Source organism: Variovorax trehalosi, from assembly GCF_051216415.1.
Lineage (GTDB): Bacteria > Pseudomonadota > Gammaproteobacteria > Burkholderiales > Burkholderiaceae_C > Variovorax.
This window is the reverse complement of record NZ_JBPJZG010000009.1, coordinates 215,044-228,103: the sequence shown is the minus strand read 5'-3', so window position 1 is coordinate 228,103 and position 13,060 is coordinate 215,044. Positions and strand designations below refer to the sequence as shown.

The following is a 13,060-nucleotide window of genomic DNA, read 5'->3' as shown; positions in this document are numbered from 1 at the left end:
GGCCATGCTCGTCGCGCTGAAGTTCATTGCTGCCATCGCCCTGCTGGCGGCACTCCATGTCTCTGTCATGGCGGCCCTCGGCCACTGGCTGGGCATTGCGGTCCGGCGGGTTTCGCTGGGTTTCGGGCCGGTGCTGTTTTCTCTCGGCATCTTCCAGCTCCGCGTGTTGCCCTTCGGCGGCGCTGTCACCTTCAAGGACACGCGGTCCGAAGACACGACCGACGAGGCACCCGTCGAGCACGGCCATGTCGATGACGCCTTCAACCACAAGCCGCGCGCGGTGCAGGTGCTCCTGCCGCTGGCAGGCGCCGCATCGCTCGCGCTGGTCGCGCTGCTCCTTCACCCTGATTCGGCGCTGGCCAGCGTCGGCCATGGCTTCGTGCAGATCGTGGCCGGCGGGCTCTCGCCGCTCGGCACCGCGCAGGGGCTGATCGACGGCGCCCGTGCCTTCGCTGCGCAGCAGGGCTTCGTGCCGCTCGTGGGCATGGTCGCCGCCAAGCTCGCCGCGTTTAACCTGCTGCCGCTGCCCGCGATGAACGGCGGGCAGGCGCTTCTCGCCCTGTTGAAGCGCGACCTTCACGAGGACGCCTCGCCACTGCGCCAGAGGCTCACCGAATGGGGCCTGTGGCTCTGCGTGGCGCTGGCGCTCTCCTGGCTGGTGGCGATCGGCTTCTTCGTCGTCCAGGGCTTGTAGGCAGGCGCCCACGCGCACGGTTTGCCTTCTCCCGCAAGCGCCGGCCGAATGCACGGCGAATGTAGAGGCCTACTTACCTCACGGAGACCTCGATCATGAAAAGCATCATTCTTTGGCTCTGCGGTGTACCGCTGATCGTGATCATCGGACTGAAGGTCTTCGGCATTCTTTGACCACCAGGGATTTCCGATTCCTCCTCGCGGCGCATCCGTGCGCCGTTCAAGCGCCCTTTCAAGGGCGCTTTTTTTGGGAGGCAGCTCAGTGCGTCTCGCGGCGCAGTTGCTGCACGTCTTCATGCAGCGATTGCGCCCAGGCGCGGCGCTCGCGGCCGTGCGAATCCTGCGGCTCACCGAAGCGCACGATGGCCAGCAGCGGTGGCGCGCGCAGCGTGTTCCACAGCGAGGTGATCAGGTTGTCGTCGTCGATGTAGCGCGGGGCCTGGCTGGTCTCGCCGGTGGCGGCATCGGCGAAGCGCAGCGCGGCTGGCAGCACCGGCGCGCCTGAAGAGATCGCGGCCTGCAGCAGGTTGGCGTGGAACGGCAGCAGCCCGCGGCCGTCGCTGGTGGTGCCTTCGGGGAACACGCCGATCAGGTCGCCCTCACGCAGCGCCTCGGTCATGTGGTGCACCACGCGCAGCGCGTCGCGGCGGCGTTCGCGCTCGATGTAGAGCGAGCCCGCGCCGGTGGAGAGCGTGCCGATCAGCGGCCAGTGCTTGACGCCCGCCTTCGACACGAAGCGCACGTGGCGCGCCGCATGGATGGCGGTGATGTCGAGCCACGAGAGGTGGTTGCTGATGAGCAGCACCGGCCCTGCGGGCGGCGGCGTGCCCTGCACCTTGAGCGTGATGCCCATGATCTCGAGCATGCGGCGCGACCATTCCTGCACGCGCGCATTGCGCTCGGCCTGCGACAGGCCGGGAAAGGTGAAGCGGATCGTCCACCACCCGGCCAGCGCATGCCCCACCGCGTGCAGCAGGCGCCAGCAGGCCTTCAGCGAATGAACCATGGAGGGCGGGTTTCCTTCTTCTTAACCGTGGACGACGCGGCCGGCGACCAGCGTGTGGCGCGCGCGGCCCTGCACCGGGTAGCCGGCGAACGGCGTGTGCTTGCCCTGGCTCTTGAGCGCATCGGGCTCGACCTGCCATTCGAGCGTCGGATCGATCACGCACAGATCGGCCACGCCGCCTTCGACGAGGCGCCCGATGCCGGTGCCCGCGTCGGCCGTGGCCAGCAGTCGCGCCGGCGCGGAAGTGATGACCTCAATGGCCCGCGCGATGCCCGCACCGCTGCGCTCGCCCCACTGCAGCGCAAGCGGCAGCAGCAGTTCGAGGCCGGTGGCGCCGGGCTCGGCTTCGGCGAAGGGCAGCGTCTTGGCATCGGCCTCGACCGGCGTGTGGTCGGACACCAGCGCGTCGATGGTGCCGTCGGCCAGGCCGGCCGAGAGCGCATCGCGGTCGCCCTGCTGGCGCAGCGGCGGGTTCAGGCGCGCGCGGCTGTCGAAGTAGCCGATGTCGGTGTCCGCCAGGTGCAGCGAGTTGATGCTGACGTCGCAGGTCAGCGGCAGCCCCTGCGCCTTGGCCGCGCGCACCAGCGCCACGCCCGCGGCGCTGGAGATGCGGCACAGGTGCACGCGCGCGCCGGTGCTCTTCATGAGTTCGACGATGGTGAAGATGGCAATCGTCTCGGCCGACACGGGCACGCCCGAGAGGCCCAGGCGCGTGGCGAGCGGGCCGCTGGCGGCCACGCCCTTGCCGAGGTCGCGGTCCTGCGGGCGCAGCCACACGGTGTAGCCGAAGGTGCTCGCGTAGAGCAGCGCGCGCTGCAGCACCTGGGTGTCGGCGAGCGGCACGTCGGCCTGGCTGAAGCCGATGCAGCCGGCCTCGGTGAGCTCGGCCATCTCGGTGAGCACGCCGCCGGCCAGGTTGCGCGTGAGCGCGCCGAGCGGAAAGAGACGCGCGCATTGCAGCTTTTCGGCGCGGAACTTGAGCATCTCGACCAAGCCGGGCTCGTCGAGCACGGGGTCGGTGTCGGGCGGGCACACGAGACTGGTCACGCCGCCCGCGATGGCCGCGGCCATTTCGCTCTCCAGCATGCCTTCGTGCTCGTAGCCCGGCTCGCGCAGGCGCGCGGCGAGGTCGACGAGACCCGGTGCGACGACGCAGCCCGCGGCGTCGATGGTGCGGTCGGCCTTGAAGCCGGCCGGCGTGTTGCCGATGCCGGCGATCTTGCCGTCGGCGATGGCGATGTCGGTCTTCTTGTCCGTGCCCGAGGCGGGGTCGATGACGCGTCCGTTGGTGATCAGTGTTCTGCTCATGCTTCGTTCCCTGCCACGATGCTCATGACGGCCATGCGTACTGCGATGCCGAAGGTGACCTGCGGGAGGATCACGCTCTGTTTGCCGTCGACCACGGCGGAGTCGATCTCCACGCCGCGGTTGATCGGCCCCGGGTGCATCACGATGGCATCCGACTTCGCCAATTGCAGCTTCTCTGGCGTGAGGCCGTAGGTCTTGAAGAACTCCTGCGACGAAGGCAGCAGCGCGCCGCTCATGCGCTCGTTCTGCAGGCGCAACATGATGATCACGTCGCAGTCCTTGATGCCTTCCTCGAGCGTGTGGCACACACGCACGCCCATGCCGGCCATGTCGCCGGGCACCAGGGTCTTGGGGCCGACCACGCGCACTTCGGCGCAGCCGAGCGTGGTGAGCGCATGGATGTCGGAGCGCGCCACGCGCGAGTGCAGCACGTCGCCGACGATCGCGACCGTGAGGTTCGAGAAGTCTTTCTTGTAGTGGCGGATCGTGTACATGTCGAGCAGCCCCTGCGTCGGGTGCGCATGGCGGCCGTCGCCGGCGTTCACCACATGCACGTGCGGTGCCACGTGCTGCGCGATCAGGTAGGGCGCACCCGACTCGCTGTGGCGCACCACGAACAGGTCGGCCGCCATGGCGCTCAGGTTGGCGATGGTGTCCAGCAGCGACTCGCCCTTGGTGGCCGAGGAGCGCGCAATGTCCAGGTTGATGACGTCGGCACTCAGGCGCTTGGCCGCGATCTCGAAGGTGGTGCGGGTGCGCGTGCTGTTCTCGAAGAACAGGTTGAACACGCTCTTGCCGCGCAGAAGCGGCACCTTCTTCACCTCGCGGTCGCTCACGCTCGTGAAGTTGGCGGCGGTGTCGAGGATGTGCGTGACGATGTCCTTGGGCAGGCCCTCGATCGACAGCAGGTGGATGAGCTCGCCGTTCTTGTTGAGCTGCGGATTTCGCTTGTAGAGCATTACTTGCTTTCCTCCACCTTGAGGCTGAAGGCGCCGTCGTCGGCGCGGGCGAGCGCTAGGAGCTGGGTGTTGGGCAACGTGAGCTTGGCGGCCGCGAAATCGGCCGCTACCGGCAGTTCGCGGCCACCACGGTCGACCAGCACGGCGAGCCGCACACAGGCCGGGCGGCCGAAGTCGAACAGCTCGTTGAGCACCGCGCGGATGGTGCGGCCGGTGTAGAGCACGTCGTCGAGCAGCAGCACATCGGTGCCGTTCACGTCGAAAGGCAGCGCGGTCTGCGCGCTGGCCGAAAGGCCGCGGCGCGCGAAGTCGTCGCGATGCATCGCCGAGGAGATGACGCCGGGCGCGCCGGCCAGGCCCAGGTCTTTCTGCAGCCGCTCGACCAGCCAGGCGCCGCCGGAGGTGATGCCGACCAGTTTCGTTTCAGGGCGCAGCAGCGCCTTCACGCCGGCCAGCAGCCCTGTGTAGAGCGCTTCGGCATCGGGTATTGAACTCACGGGAGACTCCTCAAAAATTGCTCCAGGATGATGCAGGCGGAGGCGGCATCGGCGTCTCTTGCGCCGGACGACAGCGCCTCGGTGGTGCTGTAGCGCTCGTCGACCTCGAACACCTGCAGATTGAACCGGCCCCGCAGCTGGCGCGCGAACTTCTGCGCGCGGCGGGTGTTCTCGTGGGGTGCCCCATCGGGGTGATACGGCACGCCGATCACCAGCGCGTCGGGCTGCCATTCCTTGATGCGGGCCTCGACCTGCGCGAAGCGGGCATCGCCCTCGGCCTTGATGGTGGCCTGCGGGGTGGCGGTTTGAAGCAGCCGGTTGCCGCTGGCCACGCCAGTGCGCTTCAGGCCGAAGTCGAAGGCCAGGAAGGTCTGGAAATGGGAAGGGACCGGAACGGGAACGGAAGAATTGGCGGGAGCTGGGGCTGGAGCGTCTGGCATGACGGCGCTCACGCGTGGCCCGCTTCCGGCGACAGTTTCCAGGCCTCCAGGCCCAGCAGCATCAGCGCCTTGTCGTAGCGCTGCTCGATCGGCGTATCGAAGATCACGGCCGGGTCGGCGCTCACGGTAAGCCAGCTGTTCTCGGCCAGTTCGGACTCCAGCTGGCCCTCGCCCCAGGCCGAATAGCCCAGCGAGACCAGCACCTTGCGGGGGCCCGCGCCGGTGGCCAGGGCCTCCAGCACGTCCTTGGAGGTGGTCATCTCCAGCCCGCCGGGGATGGTCATGGTCGAGGCATAGACCGATTCCTCGGGCTTCTCGGCATGGGCGAAGACGGGTTCGTGCAGCACGAAGCCGCGCTCGGTCTGCACCGGGCCGCCCTGGAAAACGGGGGCTTCGCCCAGTTCGGGGCGGGTCAGGTGGAGTTCGATCTTCTCGAACAGCACCTTCAGGTTGATGTCGCTGGGTTTGTTGATCACCAGGCCGAGCGCACCGCGCTCGCTGTGTTCGCAGAGGTACACGACGCTGCGGTTGAAAGTTTTGTCTTCCATCCCGGGCATCGCTATCAAAAAGTGATGCGTGAGGTTCATCGGGGCAGAATCGGCGGCCATATGCCACCCATTTTACTGGCCGTCGACAAGACCTACCCCAAGGGGCTCATGTGGTTCCGCCGCGACCTCCGGGTGGACGACAACGCGGCGCTCTACCGGGCCCTTCGGGCGTGCCGCCAGGTGGTCTGCGTTTTCGTGTTCGACAAGGCGATCCTGGAGGGGCTGCCCACCGCTGACAGGCGGCTGGAATTCATCCGCGAATCGCTGCTGGAACTCCAGGCGGAGCTGGGCGCCCTGAGCGGCGGGCTGATCGTGCGGCACTCCCACGCGGTGCAGGAAATCCCCGCGCTCGCGAGCGACCTCGGCGTGCAGGCCGTGTTCGCCAACCGCGACGACGAGCCCGATGCGCTGGAGCGCGACGCCAAGGTGCTCGGCGCGCTGGCCAACGCCGGCATCGCCTTCCATACCTACAAGGACTCGACCGTCTTCGACCGCGACGAGGTGATGACCAAGACCGGCCAGCCCTACACGGTGTTCACGCCCTACAAGCGCGCCTGGCTCGCGAAGGTGGATTCGTTCTTCCTGAAGCCCTACCCGGTGCGCGGCCACGCCGATGCGCTGGTGCCGCCGCCGCAGGCCTACCGGGAGCCGATGCCGTCGCTGGGCGAGCTGGGCTTCGAAAAGACCAACCTCGGGACGCTGGAGATACCGACCGGCGCGCTCGGCGCCGGCGTGCTGTTCGAGGATTTCTTCGAGCGCATCGACCGCTACGACGAAGCGCGCAATTTCCCGGCCGTGCGCGGCCCCAGCTACATGGGCGTGCACCTGCGCTTTGGCACGGTGTCGATTCGCCAGGTGGCGAACGTGGCGCACCAGCTCTCGCTGCAGGGCAACGCCGGCGCGGCGACGTGGCTGAGCGAGCTGATCTGGCGCGACTTCTACTTCCAGATCCTCACGCACTTCCCGCATGTGCACAAAGGCGGCGAATCGAAGAGCTTTCGCCCTGAGTACGACAAGATCCAGTGGCACCACGGCAAGCACGCCGACCAGCTCTTCGACGCCTGGTGCGAAGGCCGCACCGGCTACCCGCTGGTCGATGCGGCCATGCTGCAGATCAACCAGAGCGGCTACATGCACAACCGCCTGCGCATGGTGGTGGCGAGCTTTCTGTGCAAGGACCTGGGGCTCGACTGGCGCCGGGGCGAGCGCTACTTCGCGCTGCACCTGAACGACTTCGAACTGGCCTCCAACAACGGCGGCTGGCAGTGGGCGAGTTCGAGCGGCTGCGATGCGCAGCCCTACTTCCGCATCTTCAACCCGGTGACGCAGAGCGAGCGCTTCGACCCCGAGGGCAAGTTCATCCGCCGCTACCTGCCGCAGCTGGCGGGGCTGTCGAACGCGGCGATCCATGCGCCGTGGATGGCGTCGCCGGTGGAGCTGGAGGCCGCGGGCATCCAGCTCGGCGAGACCTATCCGATGCCCGTGGTGGACCATGCCGAGGCACGCGAGAAGACGCTGCAACGCTACGGGGTGGCACGGGCCAAGGCGCTGCAGAAATAAAAAAGGCCCCGAGGGGCCTTTTTTTGGAGCGCGCCGGAGCGCGTCAGGCGGCAGCCGCGAGCGTCGGCTCGGTGGTGTACGCACGCACCAGGCGCAGCAGTTCCTCTTCCGAGTACGGCTTGCCCAGGTAGTGGTTCACGCCCAGCGTGCGCGCGTAGTCGCGGTGCTTCTCGGCGATGCGCGAGGTGATCATGATGATCGGCAGCTCGGCCAGTGCGGCATCGGCGCGGATGTTGCGGGCCAGGTCGAAGCCGTCCATGCGCGGCATCTCGATGTCCGACAGCACCACCGACGGACGCTCCTGCTGGAGGCGTTCGAGTGCCTGCAGGCCATCGGCCGCGAGCGACACGCGATAGCCTTCGCGCTGCAGCAAGCGCTGCGTGACGCGGCGCACAGTGATCGAGTCGTCCACCACAAGCACCAGCGGCACCTGCGGCGCCACCGGGGCCAGCACCGGCATCGGCTCCTGCGGCGCGCCCTGGTCGGCCGTGGCCGAAGCTGCGTGCGCCGACGCCACAAGCGCGGCGGCCTGGCGCTGGCGCGCCTGTTCGCCGTGCACTGCCGCGAGCGCCACCGGGTTGTAGATCAGCGCCACCGCGCCCGAGGCCAGCACCGAGATGCCGGCCAGGCCGGGCAGCCGCGCGAGTTGAGGGCCGAGGTTCTTGACCACGACTTCCTGGTTGCCCAGCACTTCGTCCACGTGCAGCGCAACGCGCTGTGCCGCGCTTCGCACGATCACAAGGGTGTTGTTCTTGGCACCGGCATGCTCGCTGCGGGTCGAGGCCTGCAGCAACGCGCCGGCCCAGTAGAACGGCACCTGTTCGCTGCCGAACGGATGGCTGTTGTGCAGGTAGGCCGCCTCCAGGTCGGTGCCGGCCACGCGTTGCACCAGTTCCACCAGGTTCGACGGCACGCCGATCGACACCTCGCCGGCGCGCAGCATCACCACGTGCGTCACGGCGGTGGTCAGCGGCAACACCAGCTTGAAGGTAGTGCCCTGGCCGGCCGTGCTGTGCGTTTCGATGCGGCCGCCGAGCGCCGATATCTGCGCGCGCACCACGTCCATGCCGATGCCGCGGCCTGCCAGTTCGGAGACCTGTCCGGCCGTCGAGAAGCCGGGCTTGAAGATCAGCTCGGTGGCTTCTTCCGGCGTGAGTTCCTGGTCGCCCGCCAGCAGCCCGAGTGCGCGGGCGCGCTCGGCGATGCGTTTCTGGTCGAGGCCGGCGCCGTCGTCGCGGAAGCTCACCGAGACGTCGTTGCCTTCATGGTGCAGGTCGATGACGATGAGGCCGCTGGCTTCCTTGCCGGCCTTCTCGCGCGCCGCCGAATCCTCGATGCCGTGCGCCACGCAATTGCGCAGCAGATGCTCGAAGGCGGGCGTCATCCGGTCGAGCACGCCTCGGTCCATTTCGATGGAGCCGCCGACGATGTCCAGGCGCACCTGCTTGCCGGTGTCCTTCGATGCCTGGCGCACCACGCGGTAGAGGCGGTCGGAGATGCCTTCGAACTCCACCATGCGCGTGCGCAGCAGGCCGCGCTGCAGTTCGCGGGTCTGGCGTGCCTGCACGCTCAAATCGTCTTCCGTCGCCTGCACCGTCTTTTGCAGCGTGCGCTGCACGGTGGCCACGTCGTTCACCGACTCGGCCATCATGCGCGTGAGTTCCTGCACGCGGGTGAAGCGGTCGAATTCGAGCGGGTCGAAGCTCTGCTGCGAGTCCTTGGCTTGCGCCAGGCGCGACTGCATCTGGCTTTCGGCCTGCACCTCGATGTCGCGCAGCTGCTGCCGCAGGCGGTCCAGGTTGCCCGTGAGGTCGGAGAGCGAGCCGCGCAGCTGGCCGAGCTCGGCTTCCAGGCGCGAGCGCGTGATGATGACCTCGCCGGTCTGCGCGACCAGGCGGTCGAGCAGCTGGGTGCGGATGCGAACGGCCTGGCCCGATGCGGCGCGCAGTGGCGCGAGCAAGGCGGGCGCCGGGCGCGGCTGCAGCATCGTGACGGCCGATTCGGCGGCCGCACCAGCTTCGCCCGGTTCGACGGGCAAGGCTTCTTCGTCGTTCGCGGGCACGCCGACATCGGCTGCCGCGACCTGGGCGACGGAAACCGCCGGCACCGGCGCGGTGGCCGCGGCCACCAACTGGGCCATTTCGACCTGCGTGGCGTCGTCGGCCGCGCGCAGCGCGTCGAAGGTGGCTTGCAGGGCGTCCAGGCGGGCCAGCAGCTTTTCGATGTCGGCCCGCTCCGCGCCCTGGGAGCCCAGGACTTCGATCTCGGACTCCATGCGGTGCGCGCGTTCGCCCAGGCGCATGGCGCCGGCCAGGCGCGCACTGCCCTTGAGCGTGTGCAGCGTGCGCAGCACCGAGGCGCGCGGCGCGCTGTCGTCGGGGTGATGCGACCACTGGCGAAGCGCTTCGCCCAGCTGGGGCAGCAGGTCGGCGGCCTCTTCCTCGAAGATCGGGAACAGGTCGGCATCGACCGCATCGGCCAGGTCGATGGCGTCTTCGGAATCGTCCAGTGCCACGTCGGCCATGCCGTCGCTGGACACGATCTGCTGGAACGGCCGGACTTCGCTGCGCACGGCGGCTTCGAGCGGCATGGGTGCCGCCGCGATGTCGCGCAGCGCCTGCAGCGTGCCTTCGGCCGGATCGCGCAGGAACCCCACGGCGAACTGATGCAGCAGGCGGCGCAGCTCGTCGGCCGCGGCGACCAGCACCACGCCCTGTTCACGCGTGCCGCTGCCCTGCATCTGCAGGTGCTGCAGCGCCGATTCGAGCAGGCGCGCCATGCCCGAGAGGCTGTGGAAGCCGACGGTGGCGGAGCTGCCGGCCAGCGAATGCGCCAGTGCAATGGTCGAGTCGGGCAGGCGCTCGTGCGATTCGAGCGCCCATTCGCCGACGTCGGTGGCCAGTTGCCTGGACCATTCGTCGGCTTCGTTGAGGTAGACGTTGTAGAGCGCGATGCCGATGCGCAGCGGACCGATCACCTTGACCTGGTCTTCGGCGCTGGAGGAGGCGGCGGGTTCTTCTTCCACCACCTCCACGGCTTCCGTCACTTCGATGGCTTCCACCGTCTCGACGGGCTCGTGTTCGGCAACAGGCTCCGGCGTTTCTTCTTCTGCCACGACGGCCGGCGGCTCGGCGGGAGCTTCGACCGCAGCCACGGGTTCGGGCTCCGGCTGCGTCTCGAGGGTCAATTCCAACTCGGGCAACGCCTCCAGCGGAGGCAGGGCCATGTCGTTGGCCTTGGGCTCGTTCGCTGGCACAGGCAACGGGTTCAGGTCCCAGGCAAAGTCGGGCAGGCTGGTGGCGGTCGGCACGGTGGCCTCGATGCCCGCTTCGGGCTCGACGAATTGCGCAGCGGCCGGCTCGGCGGGCGCCGGCGTCTTCGCGGGCGACAGGAAATCGAAGTCGTCTCCGCTGGGCAGTGCCGCCAGCGGTGCGGGCGAGGTGGGCTGCTTCGTCTCGAAATCGATGAAGTCGGTGGACGTGAAATCGTCGTCCACGTCCGCGGACACGGGCTTCTGCGGCTCCTCGAGCGCGGGCAGTTCGGGGAGCGGCTCGGACACGACCTGCACCGGGAGGTCCGGCAGGAACGACAGGTCGGGCAGCGGCGGCAGCTCGGGCTCCGCGGCGATGTGGCGGGCGGCCACGGCCAGTTGCTCGGCGTCGGCCACGCGCACCGGCGGCGGCACGGGCTCGCCGGCCATCAGCGCATCGGCCACGCGGCTGAACGGGCCGGCCTGCCAGGAATGCGATTCGCCCGAGGCGATGGCTTCGACCCACTGGCCGAAGTCGCGCAGGGTGCGCTCGGTGGCGGACAGCATCTCCGGCGTGGCCGGACGCTGGTCGGCCAGCCAGGTGTTGAGCACCTGTTCGAGCGACCAGGCGGCATCGCCGAAGTCGGTGAGGCCGACCATGCGCGAGCTGCCCTTGAGCGTGTGGAACGCGCGGCGCAGGATGGTGAGTTCTTCGATGTCGTCCGGATGGTTGCCCAGCTCAGTGATCGCGGCCAGGCCGTTGTGCACCACCTCGCGGGCTTCGTCCAGGAAGATGTTCTGGAGATCGTCTTCCTCGAGCTCGGTGACCTCGGTGTCGGGCAATGCGCCCGGCCCGGTGATCTTGGAGGTCCAGCTCGCGGCCTTGCGGCTGAATTCCTCGAGCGGCGTCGGCTTGGTCTTCTTGGCAGGCGCGGCGAGCGCAGCGAGCTTCGAGGCGATCTGGGCGTCGACTTCGTCGATGCTGAGCACGGGCTCGGCCACGGGCGCCGCGACTTCGCCTTCGTGGCTGTCGGCCGCCTGGCGGCCCATGAGCGGCTTGAGTTCGCCGGCTTCGGCGTCGAACACGAACAGGCGCTTGGCCAGCGCGGGCTGGTAGCCCAGCATGTCGATCAGGAAGCCCAGCGCGCCCAGGTTGTTGCCCAGCGCGTCGAAGCCGGCCATTTCCTCGGCGGGCGAGGTGCTGATCAGCATGGCCTCGACGTCGTCGCGCATGCGCTGCACGGTGAGCGCGGCCTGGTCGAGGCCGAGCACGGAGAACACGCCGCGCATCTGCATGAGTTGCGTCGGCACGGTGCGCAGGAGCCCCTTTTCGGCAGGGCGGCGGAAGTACTGGTCGAGCGACTTCTCGAGCTCGCTCAGGTGGCTGCGCAACTCGTCGACCACGGTGCCCATGGTCTGGCGATCGCTCACGCGGCGGTACAGGTCTTCCATCCACGGCTCGAGCGGCTCGGAATGGCCGCCCGCGCGCACGCGTTCGATGCGGCCCGCGAGCTGCAGCGTGCGGGAGGTGAGCTGCGGATCGCTGGGATCGAGGTCTTCGAGCGCGGCTTCCAGGTACAGCACCGAGGTGGCGACTTCCATCGCCAGCTCGGTGTCGGGCGGTTGGCCCGACTTCACGGAAGCCTCGACGGCGTGCGTCAGCGCCTCGACCATCGGCAGGCTCGGCGGGTGCAACTTCTGCAGCGATTCGCCCAGCTGCGCGAAGGTGTCGGCCACCTGGCGCGTGCGGGTGATGTCGCCGCCCGAGAGCGCCGACCACATTTCCTTGGCGGTCTCGATGCGCTTGCGGGCCTGCGTGAGCACCAGCGGATCGAAGCGGCCGAACTGCTCGACGGTGTAGTCGATGTGCTGCTCATGGGCCACGCCCCAGGCGCTGCGCACGGTGCGCAGCGTGGCGGCCTCGTCGCGGGCGGTGGGCACGGCCTGTGCGCAGAAGAACAGGAGGTCCTGGCCAAGACGGTCGGACACCAGGCTGTCGCCGCGCGCCAGCGTGGCGTACTGCAGCAGCACGCGCGTGGCGGCGCGCTTGACGTAGGCGTCGGCGGGAATCAGGCCGAGCGACAGCGCTTCGAAGAAGCCCGCGGCCAGGGTCCAGAAGCTGGCGACGCGGGGCAGCAGCGCGCCGCGTCCGAGCCCCAGGCACAGGCCCTGCAGGTTCTTGGCGGCCTGCATGTCGCCGGCCTTGACCAGCTGCAGCACTTCGCGGTCGAGCCGCGAGCGCACGGACGGGTCATAGGCGACAGCCGCCTGCGTGAGCGCAGGCTTGACCTCGACCCAGCGCCAGGCGGTGCTCCAGAGATCGGCCGGATGGACGCGCTCGTTGCCGCCCAGTTCCAGCACATCGCGGTATTGGGGAAAGAGGGCGACCGACGACACGGACTTGCCGGCCAGCAGCGCGCTGAGGAAATCGGTCACGGCGAAGCCGGCGCGCTCGATCTTCAGCACGGCGCTGTCGGTGCAGCGCTGCGGTTCGGCAATGAAGCCCTGCACCGCGAATTCGATGGCACCGAGCACCAGCGCGGGCGAAGCGTGTCCCACCATCTGCAGCGCACCGACGGCCTGGTGCAGTTGTTGGCGGGCCATCTGCAGCGGGCCGCTCTCGGGCTCCGTTGCACCGCCCACGTCGCGCACGAAGCGCCGCAACGACTTGCCCACACCGTCGAGGGATTTCTGGATTTCTCCCAGCACCCAGGCCAACGGCCCGAGGTCTTCGGTGGCCGGCAGGTTGCCGGCGATGGGGGCCGTGGCAGGGGTTTGAATCGACACGTGGTTGCTCGC

At 68.7% G+C, this 13,060-nt stretch carries 9 protein-coding genes; 2 read left to right on the top strand and 7 right to left on the bottom strand.

What is annotated here, in order from left to right; translation table 11 throughout:
* Window positions 1-4 precede the first annotated feature (4 nt).
* Window positions 5-694 (top strand): site-2 protease family protein, encoded by a 690-nt coding sequence (locus tag ACSFA7_RS28995; protein ID WP_435502546.1) that lies wholly within the window; start codon window positions 5-7, stop codon window positions 692-694.
* 258 nt (window positions 695-952) lie between these two features.
* On the opposite strand, the gene ACSFA7_RS28990 is transcribed toward ACSFA7_RS28995, so the two are convergent.
* From ACSFA7_RS28990 to ACSFA7_RS28965, 6 genes are read right to left on the bottom strand one after another with little or no spacing between them, the layout of a single operon-like run.
* Window positions 953-1,699 carry a lysophospholipid acyltransferase family protein gene (locus ACSFA7_RS28990; protein ID WP_435502545.1) on the bottom strand — a complete coding sequence of 249 codons (747 nt, stop codon included), beginning with the start codon at window positions 1,697-1,699 and terminating at the stop codon, window positions 953-955.
* Between the two features lie 21 nt (window positions 1,700-1,720).
* A complete protein-coding gene (locus ACSFA7_RS28985) occupies window positions 1,721-3,007 on the bottom strand; it encodes a dihydroorotase (protein WP_435502544.1) in 1,287 nt (428 codons plus the stop codon).
* Window positions 3,004-3,966 (bottom strand): aspartate carbamoyltransferase catalytic subunit, encoded by a 963-nt coding sequence (locus tag ACSFA7_RS28980; RefSeq protein ID WP_176659080.1) that lies wholly within the window; start codon window positions 3,964-3,966, stop codon window positions 3,004-3,006. The genes ACSFA7_RS28985 and ACSFA7_RS28980 overlap by 4 nt, the downstream gene beginning before the upstream one ends.
* Window positions 3,966-4,463 carry a bifunctional pyr operon transcriptional regulator/uracil phosphoribosyltransferase PyrR gene (gene pyrR / locus ACSFA7_RS28975; protein ID WP_435502543.1) on the bottom strand — a complete coding sequence of 166 codons (498 nt, stop codon included), beginning with the start codon at window positions 4,461-4,463 and terminating at the stop codon, window positions 3,966-3,968. Before pyrR ends, ACSFA7_RS28980 begins: the two co-directional genes overlap by 1 nt.
* Window positions 4,460-4,903, bottom strand: a complete 444-nt coding sequence (gene ruvX / locus ACSFA7_RS28970) for a Holliday junction resolvase RuvX (protein ID WP_257863891.1) — start codon at window positions 4,901-4,903, stop codon at window positions 4,460-4,462. The genes pyrR and ruvX overlap by 4 nt, the downstream gene beginning before the upstream one ends.
* An 8-nt stretch (window positions 4,904-4,911) precedes the next feature.
* Window positions 4,912-5,511: a YqgE/AlgH family protein gene (locus tag ACSFA7_RS28965; protein WP_435502542.1), complete on the bottom strand. Its 600-nt coding sequence runs from the start codon at window positions 5,509-5,511 to the stop codon at window positions 4,912-4,914.
* Between ACSFA7_RS28965 and ACSFA7_RS28960 the strand changes: the two genes are divergently transcribed.
* The gene (locus ACSFA7_RS28960) at window positions 5,512-7,011 is read left to right on the top strand and encodes a cryptochrome/photolyase family protein (RefSeq protein ID WP_435502541.1); all 1,500 of its coding nucleotides are present in this window, start codon (window positions 5,512-5,514) and stop codon (window positions 7,009-7,011) included. It abuts the gene before it with no gap.
* 43 nt (window positions 7,012-7,054) lie between these two features.
* On the opposite strand, the gene ACSFA7_RS28955 is transcribed toward ACSFA7_RS28960, so the two are convergent.
* Window positions 7,055-13,048 (bottom strand): hybrid sensor histidine kinase/response regulator, encoded by a 5,994-nt coding sequence (locus ACSFA7_RS28955; RefSeq protein ID WP_435502540.1) that lies wholly within the window; start codon window positions 13,046-13,048, stop codon window positions 7,055-7,057.
* Between the last annotated feature and the right edge of the window lie 12 nt (window positions 13,049-13,060).

What these genes read in the sequence shown, in the direction of transcription:
- ACSFA7_RS28995 (WP_435502546.1), top strand. Translation starts at nt 5, where the DNA reads ATGCTCGTCGCGCTGAAGTTCATTGCTGCCATCGCCCTGCTGGCGGCA.
- ACSFA7_RS28990 (WP_435502545.1), bottom strand. Translation starts at nt 1,699, where the DNA reads ATGGTTCATTCGCTGAAGGCCTGCTGGCGCCTGCTGCACGCGGTGGGG.
- ACSFA7_RS28985 (WP_435502544.1), bottom strand. Translation starts at nt 3,007, where the DNA reads ATGAGCAGAACACTGATCACCAACGGACGCGTCATCGACCCCGCCTCG.
- ACSFA7_RS28980 (WP_176659080.1), bottom strand. Translation starts at nt 3,966, where the DNA reads ATGCTCTACAAGCGAAATCCGCAGCTCAACAAGAACGGCGAGCTCATC.
- ruvX (WP_257863891.1), bottom strand. Translation starts at nt 4,903, where the DNA reads ATGCCAGACGCTCCAGCCCCAGCTCCCGCCAATTCTTCCGTTCCCGTT.
- ACSFA7_RS28965 (WP_435502542.1), bottom strand. Translation starts at nt 5,511, where the DNA reads ATGGCCGCCGATTCTGCCCCGATGAACCTCACGCATCACTTTTTGATA.
- ACSFA7_RS28960 (WP_435502541.1), top strand. Translation starts at nt 5,512, where the DNA reads ATGCCACCCATTTTACTGGCCGTCGACAAGACCTACCCCAAGGGGCTC.